This is a genomic window from Pseudomonas sp. TE36184 (assembly GCF_054060055.1).
The window spans coordinates 5,006,529-5,026,518 of the sequence record NZ_JBSSCU010000001.1 but is presented as its reverse complement, the minus strand read 5'-3'; the positions used below and the strand labels follow the sequence as shown (position 1 = coordinate 5,026,518).

Annotated in this window: 21 protein-coding genes; 11 read left to right on the top strand and 10 right to left on the bottom strand. The window is 62.5% G+C overall.

The window, feature by feature from the left end; translation table 11 throughout:
* Nucleotides 1–59: 59 nt before the first annotated feature.
* Nucleotides 60–260, bottom strand: a complete 201-nt coding sequence (thiS, locus tag ACVWZP_RS22570; protein WP_046381754.1) for a sulfur carrier protein ThiS — start codon at nt 258–260, stop codon at nt 60–62.
* Nucleotides 261–345: 85 nt separating this feature from the next.
* Nucleotides 346–726 (bottom strand): DUF423 domain-containing protein, encoded by a 381-nt coding sequence (locus ACVWZP_RS22565; protein WP_017845018.1) that lies wholly within the window; start codon nt 724–726, stop codon nt 346–348.
* A gap of 74 nt (nt 727–800) precedes the next feature.
* Between ACVWZP_RS22565 and mtgA the strand changes: the two genes are divergently transcribed.
* The gene (mtgA, locus tag ACVWZP_RS22560) at nt 801–1,523 is read left to right on the top strand and encodes a monofunctional biosynthetic peptidoglycan transglycosylase (protein WP_017845019.1); all 723 of its coding nucleotides are present in this window, start codon (nt 801–803) and stop codon (nt 1,521–1,523) included.
* Nucleotides 1,524–1,647: 124 nt separating this feature from the next.
* On the opposite strand, the gene rpoH is transcribed toward mtgA, so the two are convergent.
* The 4 genes from rpoH to ftsY all read right to left on the bottom strand — a co-directional run bounded on the left by rpoH (nt 1,648) and on the right by ftsY (nt 5,623).
* Nucleotides 1,648–2,502 (bottom strand): RNA polymerase sigma factor RpoH, encoded by an 855-nt coding sequence (gene rpoH, locus ACVWZP_RS22555; protein ID WP_017845020.1) that lies wholly within the window; start codon nt 2,500–2,502, stop codon nt 1,648–1,650.
* A gap of 129 nt (nt 2,503–2,631) precedes the next feature.
* Entirely contained in the window at nt 2,632–3,654 is a 1,023-nt protein-coding gene (ftsX, locus tag ACVWZP_RS22550) for a permease-like cell division protein FtsX (protein ID WP_017845021.1), read from the bottom strand.
* Nucleotides 3,651–4,322 carry a cell division ATP-binding protein FtsE gene (gene ftsE / locus ACVWZP_RS22545; RefSeq protein ID WP_017476533.1) on the bottom strand — a complete coding sequence of 224 codons (672 nt, stop codon included), beginning with the start codon at nt 4,320–4,322 and terminating at the stop codon, nt 3,651–3,653. Before ftsE ends, ftsX begins: the two co-directional genes overlap by 4 nt.
* The gene (gene ftsY / locus ACVWZP_RS22540) at nt 4,319–5,623 is read right to left on the bottom strand and encodes a signal recognition particle-docking protein FtsY (RefSeq protein ID WP_017845022.1); all 1,305 of its coding nucleotides are present in this window, start codon (nt 5,621–5,623) and stop codon (nt 4,319–4,321) included. Before ftsY ends, ftsE begins: the two co-directional genes overlap by 4 nt.
* A gap of 341 nt (nt 5,624–5,964) precedes the next feature.
* On the opposite strand from ftsY, the gene ACVWZP_RS22535 reads away from it, so the two are divergent.
* The 4 genes from ACVWZP_RS22535 to ACVWZP_RS22520 all read left to right on the top strand — a co-directional run bounded on the left by ACVWZP_RS22535 (nt 5,965) and on the right by ACVWZP_RS22520 (nt 10,478).
* A complete protein-coding gene (locus ACVWZP_RS22535) occupies nt 5,965–7,320 on the top strand; it encodes a M16 family metallopeptidase (RefSeq protein WP_017845024.1) in 1,356 nt (451 codons plus the stop codon).
* Nucleotides 7,313–8,803 carry a M16 family metallopeptidase gene (locus tag ACVWZP_RS22530; RefSeq protein WP_017845025.1) on the top strand — a complete coding sequence of 497 codons (1,491 nt, stop codon included), beginning with the start codon at nt 7,313–7,315 and terminating at the stop codon, nt 8,801–8,803. The genes ACVWZP_RS22535 and ACVWZP_RS22530 overlap by 8 nt, the downstream gene beginning before the upstream one ends.
* Complete coding sequence (rsmD, locus tag ACVWZP_RS22525; RefSeq protein ID WP_017845026.1) at nt 8,803–9,420, top strand: 16S rRNA (guanine(966)-N(2))-methyltransferase RsmD; 618 nt, start codon at nt 8,803–8,805, stop codon at nt 9,418–9,420. The genes ACVWZP_RS22530 and rsmD overlap by 1 nt, the downstream gene beginning before the upstream one ends.
* Nucleotides 9,421–9,482: 62 nt before the next feature.
* Nucleotides 9,483–10,478: a hydrolase gene (locus tag ACVWZP_RS22520; protein WP_457370168.1), complete on the top strand. Its 996-nt coding sequence runs from the start codon at nt 9,483–9,485 to the stop codon at nt 10,476–10,478.
* Between the two features lie 27 nt (nt 10,479–10,505).
* On the opposite strand, the gene ACVWZP_RS22515 is transcribed toward ACVWZP_RS22520, so the two are convergent.
* Both ACVWZP_RS22515 and ACVWZP_RS22510 read right to left on the bottom strand, forming a co-directional pair.
* On the bottom strand, nt 10,506–11,360 hold the full coding sequence (locus ACVWZP_RS22515; RefSeq protein WP_288075876.1) for a sulfurtransferase: 855 nt from the start codon (nt 11,358–11,360) through the stop codon (nt 10,506–10,508).
* Nucleotides 11,361–11,393: 33 nt separating this feature from the next.
* On the bottom strand, nt 11,394–12,065 hold the full coding sequence (locus ACVWZP_RS22510; protein ID WP_017845029.1) for a TetR/AcrR family transcriptional regulator: 672 nt from the start codon (nt 12,063–12,065) through the stop codon (nt 11,394–11,396).
* A 146-nt stretch (nt 12,066–12,211) separates the two neighbouring features.
* Between ACVWZP_RS22510 and ACVWZP_RS22505 the strand changes: the two genes are divergently transcribed.
* From ACVWZP_RS22505 to ACVWZP_RS22485, 5 genes are all read left to right on the top strand, one after another.
* Complete coding sequence (locus tag ACVWZP_RS22505; protein ID WP_457370167.1) at nt 12,212–13,639, top strand: coniferyl aldehyde dehydrogenase; 1,428 nt, start codon at nt 12,212–12,214, stop codon at nt 13,637–13,639.
* 28 nt (nt 13,640–13,667) lie between these two features.
* Entirely contained in the window at nt 13,668–14,213 is a 546-nt protein-coding gene (locus ACVWZP_RS22500; protein ID WP_108524869.1) for a twin-arginine translocation pathway signal protein, read from the top strand.
* A 36-nt stretch (nt 14,214–14,249) separates the two neighbouring features.
* Nucleotides 14,250–15,845 (top strand): GMC family oxidoreductase, encoded by a 1,596-nt coding sequence (locus ACVWZP_RS22495; protein WP_046381747.1) that lies wholly within the window; start codon nt 14,250–14,252, stop codon nt 15,843–15,845.
* A gap of 103 nt (nt 15,846–15,948) precedes the next feature.
* On the top strand, nt 15,949–16,428 hold the full coding sequence (gene coaD / locus ACVWZP_RS22490) for a pantetheine-phosphate adenylyltransferase (RefSeq protein WP_003176711.1): 480 nt from the start codon (nt 15,949–15,951) through the stop codon (nt 16,426–16,428).
* Nucleotides 16,429–16,531: 103 nt separating this feature from the next.
* Nucleotides 16,532–16,783: a YfhL family 4Fe-4S dicluster ferredoxin gene (locus ACVWZP_RS22485; protein WP_010564414.1), complete on the top strand. Its 252-nt coding sequence runs from the start codon at nt 16,532–16,534 to the stop codon at nt 16,781–16,783.
* A gap of 123 nt (nt 16,784–16,906) precedes the next feature.
* Here the strand turns inward: ACVWZP_RS22485 and mutM are convergent, their stop codons facing one another.
* Both mutM and ACVWZP_RS22475 read right to left on the bottom strand, forming a co-directional pair.
* Nucleotides 16,907–17,719, bottom strand: a complete 813-nt coding sequence (mutM, locus tag ACVWZP_RS22480) for a bifunctional DNA-formamidopyrimidine glycosylase/DNA-(apurinic or apyrimidinic site) lyase (RefSeq protein WP_017845033.1) — start codon at nt 17,717–17,719, stop codon at nt 16,907–16,909.
* Between the two features lie 21 nt (nt 17,720–17,740).
* The gene (locus ACVWZP_RS22475; protein WP_169850532.1) at nt 17,741–18,553 is read right to left on the bottom strand and encodes an HDOD domain-containing protein; all 813 of its coding nucleotides are present in this window, start codon (nt 18,551–18,553) and stop codon (nt 17,741–17,743) included.
* Between the two features lie 240 nt (nt 18,554–18,793).
* Here ACVWZP_RS22475 and ACVWZP_RS22470 point away from each other — a divergent pair, with 240 nt between their 5' ends.
* Nucleotides 18,794–19,990 (top strand): class I SAM-dependent rRNA methyltransferase, encoded by a 1,197-nt coding sequence (locus ACVWZP_RS22470; RefSeq protein WP_046381745.1) that lies wholly within the window; start codon nt 18,794–18,796, stop codon nt 19,988–19,990.

The window sequence follows — 19,990 nt, the reverse complement described above, 5'->3', positions numbered from 1 at the left end:
TCCTCGAGGTGGGGTGAGGTTCTGCAGAATCCGGGGTGGCGCGCCTGGGCGCCGGACGACTAGCCGCCGCCGATGGCGTGGACCACTTCGACCTGGTCACCTTCGGTGAGCGCAGTCTCGACGTGTTGGCTACGCGGGACGATATCCTGGTTGAGCTCCACTGCGACGCGACGCCCGGTCAGGTCCAGACGGGTCAGCAGGGCCGCAACGGTTTCACCGTCGGGCAGTTCAAAGGGTTCGCCGTTCAACTGAATGTGCATGCCATGGGCCGCCATCGTTTTTAGGGGCAAGCATTCTAGCCCGATTGGCGTAGCTGGCCCAAGACCCTTTGATCAGCAGCGCGCTTCAGGCCGCCTGCTGCAAGCGCCACGCCGCCAGCCCCAGGAGGAACCAACCGAGCAGAAACGCCAGGCCACCGAACGGCGTGATGATGCCGAGCTTGCTGATGCCAGTCATCGTCAGCACGTACAGGCTGCCGGAGAACAGCAGGATGCCGACGACGAACGACACGCCCGCCCACGTGACCAGGCGGCCCGGCAGGTGCGCCGCGAGCAACGCCACGCCGAACAGCGCCAGGGTGTGGACCAGTTGGTAGGTCACGCCGGTATGGAAAATCGCCAGGTACTCGGCGCTCAGGCGGTTTTTCAAGCCGTGGGCAGCGAACGCACCGAGGGCGACACCGGTGAAGCCGAAAAAAGCAGCCAGCATCAGAAAGCCACGCAGCATGAGGAACTCCAGTCAGACTCATTGGGCAGGGTCTGTATAATGGCCCGCTCAACGGGTTCGGCCAAGCCATCTCTATGCTGCGTGTCCTCTTCAATCGTTTTCTCAAAGCCGTGAAATGGTTTGCCATCGGCAGCGTGTTGCTGGTGCTGCTGTTTCGTGTCGTACCGCCGCCGTTCACGGCGCTGATGGTGGAGCGCAAGATCGAATCCTGGTTTGACGGCGAACCGATTGACCTGCAGCGCACCTGGGTGCCGTGGGATGAGATCTCCAACGACCTCAAAGTGGCGGTGATGGCGGGTGAAGACCAGCGTTTCCCACAACATTGGGGCTTCGATTTCGGCGCGATCCAGGCGGCGCTCCTGCACAACGAGCGCGGCGGCTCGATCCGCGGCGCCAGTACGCTGAGCCAGCAGGTATCGAAGAACCTGTTCCTGTGGTCCGGCCGCAGTTATCTGCGCAAGGGCCTGGAGGCCTGGTTTACCGGGCTGATCGAGGTGCTGTGGCCCAAGCAGCGGATCCTTGAGGTGTACCTCAACAGCGTGGAATGGGACGAAGGGGTGTTCGGTGCGCAAGCGGCGGCGCAGCATCACTTCGGGGTGAGTGCCAAGGCGCTTTCTCGGCAGCAGGCCAGCTACCTGGCGGCGGTGCTACCCAATCCACGGGTATGGAGCGCCAGCCATCCAACGGCCTATGTGGCACGGCGGGCGGCATGGATTCGCCAGCAGATGAGCCAATTGGGTGGGGATGGCTATCTGGTTGAGTTGAACAATTCGCGCAAGGCGCCTTGGTCCGACTGACACAACACAGAAATAAATGTGGGAGGGGGCTTGCCCCCGATAGCAATGGATCAGTCACCTTGATGTCGACTGACACTCAGCTATCGGGGGCAAGTCGAATCGTCGCACCGCCCCTCCCACAGTTTTAAGCGGCGATCGACAGCTTCAGCTTGTTCATCGCGCTCTTCTCAAGCTGACGAATCCGCTCGGCCGACACGTTGTACTTCTGCGCCAGGTCGTGCAGCGTGGCTTTTTCTTCGGCCAGCCAGCGCTGGTAGAGGATGTCACGGCTGCGGTCGTCCAGCACTTCCAGCGCTTCGTGCAGGTTGTGGTTGGAGTTGTCGCTCCAGTCGGCGTCTTCCAGTTGACGCGCCGGGTCGTACCGGTGGTCTTCCAGGTAGTTGGCCGGCGATTGGAAGGCGCTGTCGTCGTCCGCTTCGGCGGCCGGGTCGAAGGCCATGTCATGGCCGGTCAGGCGGCTTTCCATCTCGCGCACTTCACGCGGCTCCACACCGAGGCTTTCGGCCACGCGGTGGACTTCTTCGTTGTTCAGCCACGCCAGGCGTTTTTTCTGGCTGCGCAGGTTGAAGAACAGCTTGCGCTGGGCCTTGGTGGTCGCGACTTTCACGATGCGCCAGTTGCGCAGGATGAACTCGTGGATTTCCGCCTTGATCCAGTGAACGGCGAACGACACCAGGCGCACACCCATTTCCGGGTTGAAGCGCTTCACTGCCTTCATCAGGCCGACGTTGCCTTCCTGGATCAGGTCAGCCTGGGCCAGACCGTAGCCGCTATAGCTACGGGCGATATGTACGACAAAACGCAGGTGGGCGAGCACCATCTGCCGAGCCGCCCCCAAATCCTGCTCATAGTAGAGACTCTCGGCCAGTTCACGCTCCTGCTCCGGCGTCAGCAATGGAATGCTGTTGACCGTGTGCACATAGGCCTCCAGGTTCGCACCCGGGACCAAGGCATAAACAGGTTGCAAAGAAGTGGTCATACGAAAAAACCTCCGACTCACATAACTCGTGCAGTTCAGCACTGCGAAAATTGACCGGGAACCGTAGGACAAGTTCCCTAAACCACTGATACGGTCAATACAAACGAAACCACATTAATCTGACATTAACTACTTCGGTGCCAGCTCACGTAAATGCCGTGCGACCGCAATCCACGCACCGATATACCCCAACAAGACCGCGCCAAGCAAGAGCGACAGACCATCGGCGACCGGCACCCCGGCCAGGGCGAAATCACTGCCGTACAAGCCGGCCAGCCCGATGACCGCATCGTTCAGCCAGTCCAGGCCGAACGCCAACAAGCCCCAGGACAAAATCCCCGCACCGAAGCCATAAAGCGCGCCCATGTACAGAAAAGGACGACGCACATAGCTGTCCGTGCCGCCGACCAGTTTAATCACTTCTATCTCGGTGCGACGGTTTTCAATATGAAGACGAATGGTATTACCTATCACCAAAAGTAATGCAGACACCAACAACACCGTCAGGCCGAACACAAAGCGGTCGCCCAGCTTGAGAATCGCCGCCAGGCGCTCTACCCAGACTAGATCAAGTTGCGCCTGTTGCACCTTGGGCATCTCTGCGAGTTTTTGTCGCAGGGCTTCCAGGGCCGGTTTGTCGACTTCATTCGGCGTCACCAGCACCACGCCCGGCAGCGGGTTCTGCGGCAGCTCCTTGAGCGCCTCGCCCAGGCCGGACTGTTGCTGGAATTCCTCGAGGGCCTGATCGCGGCTGATGTACTCGGCATCCGCCACCCCCGGCAGGTTCTTGATCTCTTCGCGCAGGGCCTCGCCGTCTTTGGCGCTGGCATCCAGGTTCAGGTACAGCGAAATCTGCGCGGCGCGCTGCCAGGAACCGCCCAGGCGCTCCACATTATTAAGCAGCAGCGACAAGCCCATGGGCAGGCTCAAGGCCACGGCCATCACCAGGCAGGTGAAAAAGCTGCCGATCGGTTGCTTGCCCAGGCGACGCAGGCTGTCGAGCAGGCTGGCACGATGGCTTTCGATCCAGGCACGCAGCAGCGTGGCGAAATCCGGGCCGTCGTCCTCGTCGTGTTTTTTCTTTTTCGGTTGCGGGTCGGCCGGTTTCGGCGCCACGCGCTCGGAAACCTTGGGGCTGCGTGTCGCACTCATACGCCAGCCTCCCCGTCGCCGATCAGGCGACCGCGTTGCAGGGTCAGCATGCGATGGCGCATGCGCGCGATCAGTGCCAAGTCGTGACTGGCGATCAGCACGCTGGTGCCCAGGCGGTTGATGTCTTCGAACACGCCCATGATCTCGGCCGCCAGGCGCGGGTCGAGGTTACCGGTGGGTTCGTCCGCCAGCAGCAAGGCCGGGCGGTGGACGATGGCGCGGGCGATGCCGACGCGCTGTTGCTGGCCGGTGGACAGGTCGCCGGGGTAGAGGTCGGTCTTGTCCGACAACGCCACGCGCTCCAGCGCCGAGTCCACGCGCTTGATGATTTCGGCCTTGGACAGCCCAAGGATCTGCAACGGCAACGCAATGTTATTGAACACCGTGCGATCGAACAGCAACTGGTGGTTCTGGAACACCACGCCGATCTGGCGGCGCAGGAACGGAATCTGCGCATTGCTGATGGTGGCCAGATCCTGGCCGGCCAGCAGCAGCTTGCCGGTGGTCGGGCGTTCCATGGCCAGCAGCAGGCGCAACAGGGTACTTTTGCCGGCACCCGAATGGCCGGTGACAAACAAGAATTCGCCGCGACGCACTCGAAAACTCAGCTCATGCAAGCCGACATGCCCATTGGCATAGCGTTTACCGACCTGTTCGAATCGAATCATGAACGCTCCCGCTCGGCAAACAGTGCCTGGACAAAGGGTTCGGCTTCAAAGGTGCGCAGGTCGTCGATACCTTCACCGACGCCGATATACCGAATCGGCAACCCGAACTGCTTGGCCAGGGCGAAGATCACGCCGCCCTTGGCCGTGCCGTCGAGCTTAGTCAATGCCAGGCCGGTCAGTTGCACCGTCTGGTGGAATTGTTTGGCCTGGCTGATGGCGTTCTGGCCAGTACCGGCGTCGAGCACCAGCAGGACTTCGTGCGGAGCCTCGCCGTCGAGCTTGCCGATCACGCGGCGCACTTTCTTCAGCTCTTCCATCAGGTTGTCTTTGGTGTGCAGACGACCGGCGGTATCGGCGATCAGCACATCAATGTTGCGGGCCTTGGCGGCTTGCACGGCGTCGAAGATCACCGAAGCGGAATCGGCGCCGGTGTGCTGGGCGATGACCGGGATCTTGTTGCGCTCGCCCCAGACCTGCAACTGCTCGACGGCGGCGGCGCGGAAGGTGTCGCCGGCGGCGAGCATGACTTTCTTGCCTTCCAACTGCAGCTTCTTGGCCAGTTTGCCGATGGTGGTGGTCTTGCCGGCGCCATTGACGCCGACTACCAGGATCACGAACGGCTTCTTCGGAGTAATCACCAACGGCGCTTCGACCGGCTTGAGCATCGCGGCCAGCTCGGCCTGCAGGGATTTGTACAGCGCATCGGCGTCGGTCAACTGCTTGCGCGCGACCTTCTGGGTCAGGCTCTGGATGATCACGGCGGTGGCTTCGACACCCACGTCGGCGGTCAGCAGACGGGTTTCGATGTCTTCCAGCAGTTCGTCATCGATGGTCTTCCGACCCAGGAACAGGCTGGCCATGCCTTCGCCGATGGTCGCGCTGGTTTTGCTCAGGCCTTGCTTGAGGCGGGCGAAGAACCCGGTTTTGCTCGGTTCGGCGGCAACCACGGGCGACGGCGCGATCACGGCGGGCGCCGCGGCCACAACAGGCGCGGGAGTCGGCTCGACCGCCACCGGCTCAACCTGCGGAATCGGCGGCGTCACATGCTCGGCCTGCACATCTTCGACCAGTGCCACGGGCTCTTCGGCCACCGGCAGTGCCAGCCACGGTTTGTGCTCAGGCTCGGCTTGCGCCACCGGCGCGGTCGGTTCGGCACCTACCAAGGGCTCAGGGATCGGCTCAGATTGAACCTGCGGCTGTTCGACGACGGTTTCCTGCGGCTTTTTGCGCAGCCATCCGAACAGGCCTTTTTTCTCGCCAGCCGCAGCTGGGCTCTTCTTGTCGTCGTTGGAACCAAACATGGAGGACGGCTATCTCAAGGTAGCGACGCGCCAAGGGCGCCTCGGTAAATAAAAATTCGATGCAGAACAGACTGCTTTAACGCTCGCTCGTTCATGCGCAACATTTTGTAAGGCGTAAATAAAGGCCTCAACAAATCGATTCAATATGGAATTGAAGCGACAACATCGGCGAAAATCTGAAGATTGTCGGGGAAAACCGTAGCAAACTTCAAAATTCCTACAACTGAATCCAGAACGGTATGACGACCGCAGTGGCCGTCCCCAAATCGGATCAGTATCCTAGCACCTCCTCGCCCGCCGACGCTAAGACCAAGCGGGCAGCCCAACAGGTTTAAAAACGAATGAATGCTCTAGCCCGCCGCGCCGCAGGCCTGCTGCTCAGCACAGTTTGTCTGCCCCTCTCAGCCTTGGCTGCCGACCCACAACCCACCCATGAATTCACCCTGGATAACGGCCTCAAAGTGGTCGTGCGCGAAGACCATCGCGCGCCGGTGGTGGTTTCCCAGGTCTGGTACAAAGTCGGTTCGAGCTACGAAACCCCGGGCCAGACCGGTTTGTCCCACGCTCTGGAACACATGATGTTCAAGGGCAGTTCCAAGGTCGGCCCCGGCGAAGCCTCGCTGATCCTGCGCGACCTGGGCGCCGAAGAGAACGCCTTCACCAGCGACGACTACACCGCCTACTACCAAGTGCTGGCGCGTGACCGCCTGGGTGTCGCCTTCGAACTCGAAGCCGACCGCATGGCCAGCCTGCGCCTGCCGGCCGACGAGTTCAGCCGCGAGATCGAAGTGATCAAGGAAGAACGCCGCCTGCGCACCGACGACAACCCGATGTCCAAGGCCTTCGAGCGCTTCAAGGCCATGGCCTTCCCGGCCAGCGGCTACCACACGCCGACCATCGGCTGGATGGCCGACCTCGACCGCATGAAGGTCGAAGAACTGCGCCACTGGTACCAGTCCTGGTACGTGCCGAACAACGCCACCCTGGTGGTGGTCGGCGACGTGACCCCGGACGAGGTGAAGAACCTGGCCCAGCGCTACTTCGGCCCGATCCCCAAACGTGACGTGCCACCGGCGAAGATCCCGCTGGAACTGGCCGAGCCCGGCGAGCGCCTGCTGACGATGCATGTGCAGACCCAACTGCCGAGCGTGATCCTGGGCTTCAACGTGCCCGGCCTGGCCACCGCGCCAGACAAACGCTCGGTACAAGCCCTGCGCCTGATCTCGGCCCTGCTCGACGGCGGCTACAGCGCGCGCATTTCGGAACGGCTCGAACGCGGTGAAGAGCTGGTCTCCTCCGCCTCCACCAACTACGACGCCTACACCCGCGGTGACAGCCTGTTCACCCTGAGCGCCACACCGAACCAGCAGAAGAAAAAGACCATCGCACAAGCCGAAGCCGGCCTGTGGCGCCTGCTGGAAGAACTCAAAGCCAAGCCGCCGACCGCCGAGGAGCTGGAGCGTATCCGCGCCCAGGTCATTGCCGGCCTGGTCTACCAGCGCGACTCGATCACTAGCCAGGCGACCGCCATCGGTTCCCTGGAAACCGTCGGCCTGTCCTGGAAACTGATGGACACCGAACTGGCCGACCTGCAAAGCGTGACCCCGGACGATATCCAGAAGGCCGCACGTACCTATTTCACCCGCGAACGTCTCAGCGTCGCCCATGTCCTGCCTGAGGAGACCGCTCATGAGTGATCGCAAAAGCAGCCGCCTGATCCTGCCCGGCCTGATCGCCGTCACCCTGATCGCGGCGAGCGCGGTGTATTTCCTGCGCCCAAGCGAATCCGTCGCCAGCCCGGCGCTGGAAAAAGCCCAGTCGACCCACACACTGCAATCCCTGGCGGAACTGGACGGCAAGGCGCCGACCAACCGCAAGCTCGACGTGCAGACCTGGAACACCGCCGAAGGCGCCAAGGTGCTGTTCGTCGAAGCCCACGAACTGCCGATGTTCGACATGCGTATCCTGTTCGCCGCCGGCAGCAGCCAGGACGGCAACGTCCCCGGCGTGGCGCTGATGACCAACGCCATGCTCAACGAAGGCGTGCCGGGCAAGAATGTGAGCCAGATCGCCAGCGGCTTTGAAGGCCTCGGCGCGGACTTCGGCAATGGCGCTTACCGCGACATGGCGCTGGTGTCCCTGCGCGGCCTGAGCGACAGCGACAAGCGCGACGCCGCCCTGGCGCTGTTTGACCAGGTGATCGGCAAACCGACCTTCCCCGCCGACTCCCTGGCGCGCATCAAGAACCAGATCCTCGCCGGCTTTGAGTATCAGAAGCAGAACCCCGGCAAACTGGCGAGCCTGGAGCTGTTCAAGCGCCTGTACGGCGACCACCCGTATGCTCACCCGAGCGAAGGCACGGCCGAGAGCGTTCCGAAAATCACCCAGGCACAGTTGCAGGCATTCCACGCCAAGGCGTATGCCGCGGGTAACGCTGTGATTGCCGTAGTGGGCGACCTGACCCGCGCCGAGGCCGAAGCCATGACTGCCAAGGTCTCGGCCTCGCTGCCCAAAGGCCCGGCCCTGGCGAAGATCGCCCAGCCGACCGAGCCCAAGGCCGGTTTGAGCCATATCGAGTTCCCGTCCAAGCAGACGCACCTGCTGTTCGCGCAACTGGGCATCGATCGCGCCGACCCGGACTACGCCGCCCTGTCCCTGGGCAACCAGATCCTCGGCGGCGGGGGCTTCGGCACCCGCTTGATGAGTGAAGTGCGCGAGAAGCGCGGCCTGACCTACGGCGTCTACTCCGGTTTCTCGCCGATGCAAGTGCGCGGCCCGTTCATGATCAACCTGCAGACCCGCGCGGAAATGAGCGGCGGCACCCTGCGCCTGGTGGAAGACGTGCTGGCCGACTACCTCAAGACCGGCCCGACGCAAAAGGAGCTGGATGACGCCAAGCGCGAGCTGAGCGGCAGCTTCCCGCTGTCCACCGCGAGCAACGCCGATATCGTCGGGCAGCTGGGCGCCATGGGTTTCTACAACCTGCCGCTGAGCTATCTGGAAGATTTCATGAAACAATCCCAGGCCCTGACCGTAGAACAGGTCAAAGCGGCTTTGAACAAACACCTGAGCGCCGACAAGATGGTCATCGTGACCGCCGGCCCGACGACTGCGCAAAAGCCACTACCGCCCCCCACTGATAAACCTGCCGAGCAGCCGCTCGGGGTTCCGGAGCATTAATGGCCAGTTCATCTCGCCCGAAAAAACCTGTCCACAACGTGCATAACGGTGTGGGCCAACTGCGCATCATTGGCGGTGAATGGGGCAGCCGCAAGCTCAGCTTCCCCGACGTCGTGGGCCTGCGCCCAACGCCGGATCGCGTGCGTGAAACCCTGTTCAACTGGCTGGCACCCTACATCGCCGGGGCCAAGGTACTCGACCCGTTTGCCGGCAGCGGCGCGCTGTTCCTCGAGGCGCTGTCCCGTGGCGCGGCCCAGGCACAGGCGCTGGATGCCAGCAATGTGGCGGTGTCCAGCCTCAAGGAACACCTGGGCACCCTGCGTTGCACCAACGGCCAGGTGCAGACCGCCGACGCGCTGCGCTACCTGGAAACCCAGGCCGCCAGCGAATACGACGTGGTGTTCCTCGACCCGCCGTTCAACCAGAACCTGCTGCCGACCGTGTGCGCGTTGCTGGAAGAGCGCCAATGGCTGGCGCCGGACTCGTGGATCTACACTGAAAGCGAAAGCGCGCCATCCAGCCTGGGCCTGCCCGGCAGCTGGCGCCTGCACCGGGAACAGAAATCCGGGCGGGTGTATTACGCATTGTGGCAACGTTCGGTACAGCCCTCGGCCTGAACGGGCTTTTGTGGCGAGCAAGCTCGCTCGCCACAGTGAGTCCGCGTGCCACAGAGAGTGTCATGACCCCCTCTTCAGACCTGTTCAAACCCGCCTTCGGCCTCGGCAACCCTCACCTGCAAACGTTGTGGGGGCCGCTGTGGCGCCCGACCACGCACCTCGAACGCCCACGCGAACGCCTGTGGCTGGACGACGGCGACTTTCTCGACCTCGACTGGCATGGCCCCCATGACGCGCAAGCGCCGTTGGTGCTGGTACTGCATGGGCTGACCGGTTCGTCCAACTCGCCTTACGTGGCCGGCCTGCAAAAAGCCCTCGCTGCCCAGGGCTGGGCCAGTGCGGCCTTGAACTGGCGCGGATGCTCGGGCGAGCCGAACCTGTTGGCGCGCAGCTACCACTCGGGCGCCAGCGAAGACCTGGCAGCAGCGATTGCCCATCTGCGCGTCAAGCGGCCGTTGGCGCCGTTGTATGCGGTGGGTTATTCCCTGGGGGGCAACGTGCTGCTCAAGCATTTGGGCGAAACCGGCGCGAATTCGGGGCTGCAAGGCGCGGCCGCGGTGTCGGTGCCGTTTCGTCTGGATCAGTGCGCCGATCGCATCGGCCTGGGCTTTTCGCGGGTGTACCAGAAGCACTTCATGCGCGAGATGGTGGCGTATATCCGTGTCAAACAAAGCCGCTTTTTACAGGATGGTCGTGCTGAAGGGCTCAAGGCCCTGGAGGCACTCGGGTCTCTGGAGAAGATGCACACGTTCTGGGACTTCGACGGCCGGGTCACCGCGCCGCTGCATGGTTTCCTCAGTGCCGAAGACTATTACCGCCGCGCGTCGAGCCGTTACTACCTGGGCGATATCCGCACGCCGACCCTGATCATCCAGGCGGCCGATGACCCGTTTGTCTTCGCCCATAGCCTGCCCGAAGCCAGCGAGTTGTCGGATTGCACCGAGTTCGAATTGCTGGCCAAGGGTGGGCATGTGGGGTTTGTCGACGGTTCGCTGAAGCGCCCCGGTTACTACCTGGAGCGGCGGATTCCGCAATGGCTGCTGACACAACCCCGTTAAACAAGGTGGGTTTACACGCAGGACAACTCAGTCGCCCGTCGCGATTTCCCGCGTTGGATCGGTAATCCACTCGCTCCACGAGCCCGCATACAACTTACCCAACGGGTAACCCGCCAGGCTCAGGGCGAACAGGTTGTGGCACGCCGTCACGCCCGAACCGCAATACGCCACCAACTCATCCGGCGAACGGCCTTGCAACTGGGCGGCGAAGCGCTGCTTGAGCTGCTCGGCCGGCAGGAAACGCCCATCGCTGCCCAGGTTTTCGGTGAACGCCGCACATTGCGCGCCGGGAATGTGCCCGGCAATCGGGTCGATAGGCTCGACATCGCCGCGAAAGCGCGGCTGGGCGCGGGCGTCGAGCAGGGTCAGGCCCGGTTGGCCCAGGCGTTTTTGCAGCTGCTTGGCATCCAGCAACAGGCGATTGTCCGGCGTGCCGACAAAGGTGCCGCGCTCGATCACCGGCGCATCCAGGCTTAACGGGAAGCCGGCCGCGTGCCAGGCCTTCAAGCCACCGTCCAGGATAAACACGCCATCACGCTTGCCCAGCCACGCCAGCGACCACCAGGTGCGGGCGGCATAAACACCGGGGCCGTCGTCGTAGAGCACCACATCGGTATCGGCATTGATGCCCCAGGCACGCAGTTGCTCGGCGAGCGTCTGCGCCTGCGGCAACGGGTGACGCCCGGTCACGCCCTTGGTCACCGGCCCACTGAGATGGCGCTCCAGGTCGGCATATTGCGCGCCTTCGATATGCCCTTCGGCGTAGCTGCACATTCCGTAGTCCGGGTCTTCCAGGGCAAAGCGGCAGTCAAGTATCACCAGAGCGCCGCGCTGTTGGCGCTCGGCCAGTTGCTGGGGGCTGATCAGTTGGGCAAGTGGCATGACAGACTCCTGTGAACAAATTCGGGAAAGATCCTACTTCACTTCTTCCAGTGCCTGGTTCAACGGCACGTAAAACTCTTTGAACAGTGCATCCACCGCCGCTTTGGCCTGCGGCGTGACAAACCCCGCTTCCAGCACCAGCACCTGATACACCCCGCGCTTGATCGCTTCGGCGCTCAGATGTGTGGATTTTTCATTGGTGGTACACAAAAACCGCACCCAGGAGGTAAGGATGATCCAGGCGTTGAGGGTCAGCGCCTCGGTTTGCACCGGATCCATATTGAGAATGCCGGCATCGACAAACCCTCGGTAAATGGCGCCACCCTGAATCAGGCAACGCTGGGAAAAGCGCCGGTAGCCGGTGGCCAGTTCCGGGTCGCTCTCCAGCAGGTGTTCGAGGTCACGGTGCAGGAAACGGTAGCGCCACATGCCGGCCAGGACCGCCTGCAGGTAGAAGCGCTTGTCCTCCACCACCATGGTGCGACCCTGGGGCGGGCGCAGGAAACTGTCGACCAAGGCTTCGTATTCGCGAAACAGCACGGCGATGATCGCCTGCTTGTTGGGGAAGTGGTAGTACAGGTTGCCCGGCGAAATTTCCATATGGGCGGCGATATGGTTGGTGCTGACACTGCGCTCGCCCTGCTGGTTAAAAAGCTCCAGGCTGGTTTGCACAATGCGCTCGCTGGTCTTTACTCGTGGTGCCATAGGGGATCAGCTTCTGTACACGTGATCGACCATCTTACGGCCTAACCTTGCCGGGATAAATCCAGTTATGGCTGCAATGCCATTTGACAATTTAGAGCAATAACTCTAAAAATCCAGGCAGACCAATAACAATCCGGAACTGCACCATGTCTGCCAACGTTGCCTACCCGCAAGATTCCCAGACACTGGATCAACTCCAGGGCCTGTTCGACGCCCAACGCCGCGCCTATGCCGCCAACCCGATGCCGCCGGCCGCGCAACGCCAGCAATGGCTCAGGGCCTTGCGCGAAGTGCTCAGCGACGAACGCCAGGCGCTGATCGATGCGATCAGCCAGGACTTCAGCCATCGCAGCGCCGACGAAACCCTGTTCGCCGAACTGATGCCCAGCCTGCATGGCATTCACTATGCGAGCAAACACCTCAGTGGCTGGATGAAACCTTCCCGCCGCGCTGTAGGCATTGCCTTCCAGCCCGCCTCGGCCAAAGTCATCTACCAACCGCTGGGCGTGGTCGGGGTGATCGTGCCCTGGAACTACCCGCTGTACCTGGCCATCGGGCCATTGGTGGGCGCGTTGGCCGCGGGCAACCGGGTGATGCTCAAACTCAGCGAATCGACCCCGGCCACCGGCGAACTGCTCAAGACTCTGCTGGCGAAGGTCTTCCCCGAAGACCTGGTGTGCGTGGTGCTGGGCGAGGCCGACGTCGGCATGGCATTTTCCAGGCTGCGCTTCGATCATCTGCTGTTCACCGGCGCCACCAGCATCGGTAAACATGTGATGCGCGCGGCGGCCGAGCATCTGACCCCGGTCACGCTGGAACTGGGCGGCAAATCGCCGGCGATCGTTTCCGCCGATGTGCCCCTCAAGGACGCCGCCGAACGCATCGCCTTCGGCAAGGCCCTGAACGCCGGGCAAACCTGCGTGGCGCCGGACTACGTGCTGGTGCCGGAAGATCGCGTCGAGGGTTTCGTCGAGGCCTACAGCAAGGCGCTTCGCGGTTTTTACCCGACGCTGACCAACAACCCGGACTACACCGCCATCATCAACGAACGGCAACTGGCCCGGCTCAACGCCTACGTGAAGGACGCCACCGACAAGGGCGCCACCCTGATCCCTCTGTACGACCAGGGCCAGGCACGGCGCATGGCCCACAGCCTGCTGTTGAATGTCAGCGATGAAATGACAGTGATGCAGGACGAAATCTTCGGCCCGGTGCTACCGATCGTGCCTTATCGCGGCATCGACCAAGCCTTTGCCTACATCAATCAGCGGCCTCGCCCACTGGCCCTGTACTACTTCGGCTACAACAAGCGCGAACAGAACCGCGTACTCCACGAAACCCACTCCGGCGGCGTATGCCTGAACGACACGCTGCTGCATGTGGCTCAGGACGACATGCCTTTCGGCGGCATCGGCCCATCAGGCATGGGCCACTACCACGGTCATGAAGGGTTCCTCACGTTCAGCAAGGCCAAGGGCGTGCTGGTCAAGCAGCGCCTGAACGCCGCGAAGTTGATCTACCCGCCCTACGGCAAATCGATCCAGAAGCTGATCCAGAAGCTGTTTATCCGCTGATACCGCCACCCTCGGGATAACCATAACAATGAACCCTAGCCTGACTGATTCACCCGCGCTGTCGCGGCGCGGCGTCCTGAAAATCGGCCTGTGCGCCAGCGCCTTCCTGGCCACCGCCGGGCTGGGCGCGAGCCTCAGCGGTTGCTCCAGCAGCACTCCGGCCAGCGGCTTTGCCCTGTTGCGCAGCAGCGACTTGCCGTTTCTGCGCGCGGTGATCCCGGTGCTGCTGGAAGGCGTGGCCAGCGCCCAGGAAGTTGCCAGCGGGATTGAAGACACCCTGAAAAAACTCGACTACAGCCTGCAGCACCTGTCGCCGGAGATGTTCAAGCTGACCCAGCAATTGTTCGACGTGCTGGGCATGGGCATCACCCGCGGCCCACTGACCGGGGTCTGGGGCAGTTGGGAAAACGCCAGTGGCGAACAGATCCGCAACTTCCTGCACCGCTGGGAAAACAGCTACCTGAACCTGCTGCGCATGGGCCAGGGTTCGTTGCTCAAGCTGGTGATCATGGCCTGGTACTTCCGGCCGGCGTCGTGGGCCCATTGCGGCTACCCCGGGCCGCCGAAGATCTGATTCGCATCCCCCCAATAAAAACAAGAGACGACCCCGATGCCTGTACCCGATCTGTTCCGCGACGGCCTGGCCCGCGGCTGGAAAACCCACAATGGCGCCGCCCTCGACCGCGACCTGACGCTGGAAGCCGACGTAGCGATCATCGGCAGCGGTGCCGGCGGCGGCACCACTGCCGAAATCCTCAGCGCCGCCGGCTACAAAGTGCTGCTGATCGAAGAAGGCCCGCTCAAGACCAGCAGCGATTTCAAGCTGCTCGAAGACGAGGCCTACGCCAGCCTGTATCAAGAAGGCATCGGCCGCATGAGCAAGGACGGCGCCATCACCATCCTGCAAGGCCGGGCCGTGGGCGGCACCACGCTGATCAACTGGACCTCCAGCTTCCGCACCCCGGACGCCACCCTCAGCCACTGGGCCAGCGAATATGCGGTCAAGGGCCACAGCAGCGCGGACATGGCGCCATGGTTCGAAAAAATGGAACAGCGCCTGGGTATCGCTCCCTGGGCCATGCCGCCCAACGCCAACAACGACGTGATCCGCAAAGGCTGCGAACAGCTGGGCTACAGCTGGCATGTGATCCCGCGCAACGTGCGCGGCTGCTTCAACCTGGGTTATTGCGGCATGGGTTGCCCGGTCAACGCCAAGCAGTCGATGCTGGTGACCACCATCCCCTCCACCCTGGAGAAAGGCGGCGAGCTGCTGTACCTGGCCCGCGCCGAACGCCTGGTCTACAGCGGCGACCGCATCAATAGCCTGGAATGCGTGGCCATGGACGAACGCTGCGTGGCGCCGACTGGACGCAAGATCACGGTCAAGGCCAGGCATTACGTGCTGGCCGGCGGCGGCATCAACAGCCCGGCGCTGCTGATGCGCTCGGCCGCCCCCGACCCGCATTCGCGGCTGGGCAAGCGCACCTTTTTGCATTTGGTGAACTTCTCCGCGGCGCTGTTCGACGAGGTGATCAACCCGTTCTATGGCGCGCCGCAGTCGATCTATTCCGATCACTTCCAATGGCTGGACGGCACCACCGGCAGAATGTCGTACAAGCTCGAAGCGCCGCCGCTGCACCCGGCGCTGGCCAGTACGCTGCTCGGCGGCTACGGCACCCAGAACGCTCTGGACATGAGCCAATTGCCACATACCCACGCAATGCTTGCCCTGCTGCGCGACGGCTTCCACCCCGACAGCCCCGGCGGCAGCGTGGAACTGCGCGGCGACGGCACACCGGTGCTCGATTACCAGGTGTCGCCTTACGCCTGGGACGGCCTGCGCCGCGCGTTCCACAGCATGGCCGAGATCCAGTTCGCGGCGGGCGCCAAGTCGGTCAAGCCGCTGCATCACGATGCGCGCTACGTGAAGACCCTGGCCGAAGCACGCAGCCTGATCGACGGCCTCAACCTGGAATTGCACCGCACCTGCCTGGGCAGCGCCCACGTGATGGGCGGCTGCGCCATGGGCGAAGAGCCGAAAAATGCGGTGGCCGACAGCCTCGGTCGCCATCACCAGTTGCGCAACCTGTCGATCCACGATGGCTCGTTGTTCCCCACCAGCATTGGCGCCAACCCGCAGTTGTCGGTGTACGGATTGACCGCGCAACTGGCGAGCGCATTGGCCGAACGTCTGAAAACGGCATGAAAAAACAGGGTATTTCGCGGGTCTATCTGCATAAGTCGACTTGGCCGACCGGGACGGCTGCGATACCATCCGGTTCCCCAACGGACTCCGCCAGGACGACGCGATGAACCGAGTGTTGTACCCAGGTACCTTCGACCCGATTACCAAAGGCCATGGCGATCTGGTCGAACGCGCCTCGCGCTTGTTCGACCATGTGATCATCGCGGTCGCTGCCAGCCCCAAGAAAAACCCGCTGTTTCCCCTGGAACAGCGCGTGGAGCTGGCGCGCGAGGTCACCAAGCACCTGCCCAACGTCGAAGTGGTGGGTTTCTCGACGCTGCTGGCACATTTCGCCAAAGAGCAGAACGCCAATGTGTTCCTGCGCGGCCTGCGCGCGGTATCGGACTTCGAATACGAATTCCAGTTGGCCAACATGAACCGCCAACTGGCGCCGGACGTGGAAAGCCTGTTCCTCACGCCGTCGGAGCGTTATTCGTTCATTTCCTCGACGTTGGTCCGTGAAATCGCGGCCCTGGGCGGGGATATCACCAAGTTCGTGCATCCGGCCGTGGCTGATGCGCTGACCCTGCGCTTCAAGAAGTAAGACCGCTCACTCGGCGCCCGCTCGCACTGCGGGCGCCAATGCGGCACAATTGCGCGCATTAGTTTTCCAGATGCCTTGGCTGACTGCCCTGGCAGGAGTTTCCATGTCCTTGATCATCACCGACGATTGCATCAACTGCGACGTCTGCGAACCCGAGTGCCCGAACGCCGCGATTTCCCAAGGCGAAGAGATCTACGTGATCGACCCCAACCTCTGCACCCAGTGCGTCGGCCACTACGACGAACCGCAGTGCCAGCAGGTGTGCCCGGTGGATTGCATTCCACTGGATGAAGCCCATCCGGAGACTGAAGCGCAGTTGATGGAGAAATACCGGAAGATTACCGGTAAGGCTTGAGCCTGGTGGCGTCTGTGAAGGCCTCATCGGGGGCAAGCCCCCTCCCACACGTTGATGTGTGAATACATTCAAATGTGGGATGGGGGCTTGCCCCCGATGGCGATATCCGCCATCACACAGCAATCAGCTCTGGCACTTAGGGCAAAACACACTCGCCCGCTGCCCCAGCACCACATTGCGCAACTCGCTCCCGCAGACCTTGCACGCCTCGCCGCCCCGGCCGTAGACGAACAGTTCCTGCTGGAAATACCCCGGCTGCCCGTCGCCGCCGATAAAGTCGCGCAAGGTGGTGCCGCCGCGCTCGATGGCGGCCGCCAGAATGCGCTTGATCTCGATCGCCAGCTTCAGATAGCGCCCGCGTGAAATGCCACCGGCCTCGCGGCGCGGATCGATCCCCGCCGCGAACAGCGCTTCGGTCGCGTAGATATTGCCCACGCCCACCACCACCGCGTTGTCCATGATGAACGGTTTGACCGCCATCGAACGCCCACGGGACAGTTTGAACAGGCGTTCGCCATCGAACAGGTCGGTCAACGGCTCCGGCCCCAGGCGGATCAGCAGTTCGTGGTTATGCGGGTCCTGGCTCCAGAGCATCGCACCAAAACGCCGAGGGTCGGTGTAGCGCAGGGCCAGGCCCGACTCCAGCTCGATGTCCACATGCTCATGCTTGGCCGCCGGCAGGCCGACTTCCACCAGGCGCAGGTTGCCCGACATGCCCAGGTGGCTGATCAGGGTGCCCACTTCGGCGTTGATCAACAGGTACTTGGCCCGCCGCTCCACCAGCACGATGCGCTGCCCGGACAGGCGTACATCGAGGTCTTCCGGGATCGGCCAGCGCAGGCGTCGCTCACGCACCACGACGCGGCTGACCCGCTGGCCTTCCAGGTGCGGCGCAATCCCGCGCCGAGTGGTTTCGACTTCTGGTAACTCGGGCATGTGTGCCTCGTGAGGTAAGGGTCAGTGCGCGCCCAGTTCGCGGATCGACAACTTCATGCTTTCGAAGTCGTAGTCCGACAGGCCCACGTAGTCCAGCACCAGATGGCCAATCGCGTCCCACTCATAGTCGACCGGCTGGTTGCCCAACACCCGGTACGACGCGCAGATGTGCTCGGCCATTTTCAGGATCGCCAGCAGGTTCTTGAGCTGCGGATTGCGCGGCGACTCATCGCTGAAGATCGCCAGGGCGTTGTGATGGTTGGCAATGGCGTCGGTCACATGCTCCGGCAGGCGCCAGGACTTGGCGGTGTAATAGCCGACCACCGCATGGTTGGTGTTGAACGCATTGTTTTCGGTGTCGACCACTCGGCAGTCGGCACCGGCATTGGCGTAGGACTCTTCGAGCACCACCATGTAATTGGGGAAGCGCTTGAGCATCAGCGGCACGCCGCAATCGTGGAACAGCCCCAGGGCATAGGCTTCGTCCACCGCCTGGGCGCCAGTGCGCTTGGCCAGGGTGAGGCAGGTCATGGCCACGTCTTGGGCAGTGTCCCAGAAACGGTTGAGGGTGACGATGGTGTCGTCGCTCATCTCGCCCTTGATCGACAGGGCGTTGATCAGGTTGATGATCGAACGGCTGCCCAGCAGGTTAACGGCGCGCTGGATCGAGGCGATCTTGTTACTCAGGCCGTAATACGACGAGTTGACGATCTTCAGCAGCGCGCCGGACAGGCCCGGGTCCTGGGAAATCAACCGCGCGATCACTTCCAGGTCCGGGTCGGGCATGTACTGTTCCATCTGCAAATCCACCATGATTTGCGGCTGAGGCGGCACACTGATGCCTTGCAGGGCCTGCTGGATCTGTTCGGCGGAAAGCTCTTGGGACATAAGTACACACTCTGGGCGAGAGGGGGATTCTAACCCCGATGGGAAGCTGACCGACACCTCAAAAAACCAAATGGCACTCCTATCAAATGGACGCCACAGCACGCGCCCCCCCTGCAACCCATCAGGCCAAGCCACGAAATGTAATGCAACACGGTATACTCCCGCTCTTTTTTCCGGAGCGACGTCATGTCCCTGCCAAGCCTGCGTCTCAAAGCCAACGCCGATCGTCGTTTGCGCAACGGCCACCTGTGGGTCTACAGCAACGAAATCGACGTGGCCGCCACCCCACTTCACGGCTTCCAGGCGGGCGACCAGGCCATCCTCGAAGCGGCCGGCGGCAAGACCCTGGGCATCGTGGCCATGAGCCCGAACAACCTGATCTGCGCGCGCCTGCTGTCGCGTGACATCAAGTTGCCTTTGGACAAGTCGCTGCTGGTACACCGCCTGAACGTCGCCCTGTCCCTGCGCGACCGCCTGTTCGACAAGCCGTTCTACCGCCTGGTCTACGGCGATTCCGACCTGCTGCCGGGCCTGGTGGTCGACCGTTTTGGCGACATCCTGGTGGTACAGATCGCCTCGGCGACCATGGAAGCGCATAAAGAAGACGTGATCGCCGCCCTGACCCAAGTGCTCAAGCCGAGCGGCATTCTGTTCAAGAACGACTCCGCCGCGCGCGACGCCGAAGGCCTCAACCGTTACGTCGAAACCGTGTTCGGCCTGGTGCCGGAGTGGGTCGCGCTGGAAGAAAACGGCGTGAAATTCGAAGCCCCGGTGATCCAGGGCCAGAAAACCGGCTGGTTCTATGACCACCGCATGAACCGCGCACGCCTGGCCCCGTATGCCAAAGGCAAGCGCGTCCTCGATCTGTACAGCTACATCGGCGGCTGGGGCGTGCAAGCCGCGGCCTTCGGCGCCACTGAAGTGTTCTGCGTCGACGCCTCGGCCTTCGCCCTCGACGGCGTCGAGCGCAACGCCGCGCTGAACGGCGTCGCCGAGAAAATGACCTGCATCGAAGGCGACGTCTTCGAAGCCCTCAAAGAGCTGAAAGCCAGCGAAGAACGCTTCGACGTGATCGTCGCCGACCCACCGGCCTTCATCAAACGCAAAAAAGACATGAAAAACGGCGAAGGCGCCTACCGCCGCCTCAACGAGCAAGCCATGCGCCTGCTCAGCAAGGACGGCATCCTGGTCAGCGCCTCGTGCTCGATGCACCTGCCGGAAGACGACCTGCAAAACATCCTGCTGACCAGCGCCCGCCACCTGGACCGCAACATCCAGATGCTCGAACGCGGCGGCCAGGGCCCGGATCATCCGGTGCACCCGGCGATTGTCGAGACGCGCTACATCAAGAGCATCACCTGCCGGTTGCTGCCAAATAGCTAA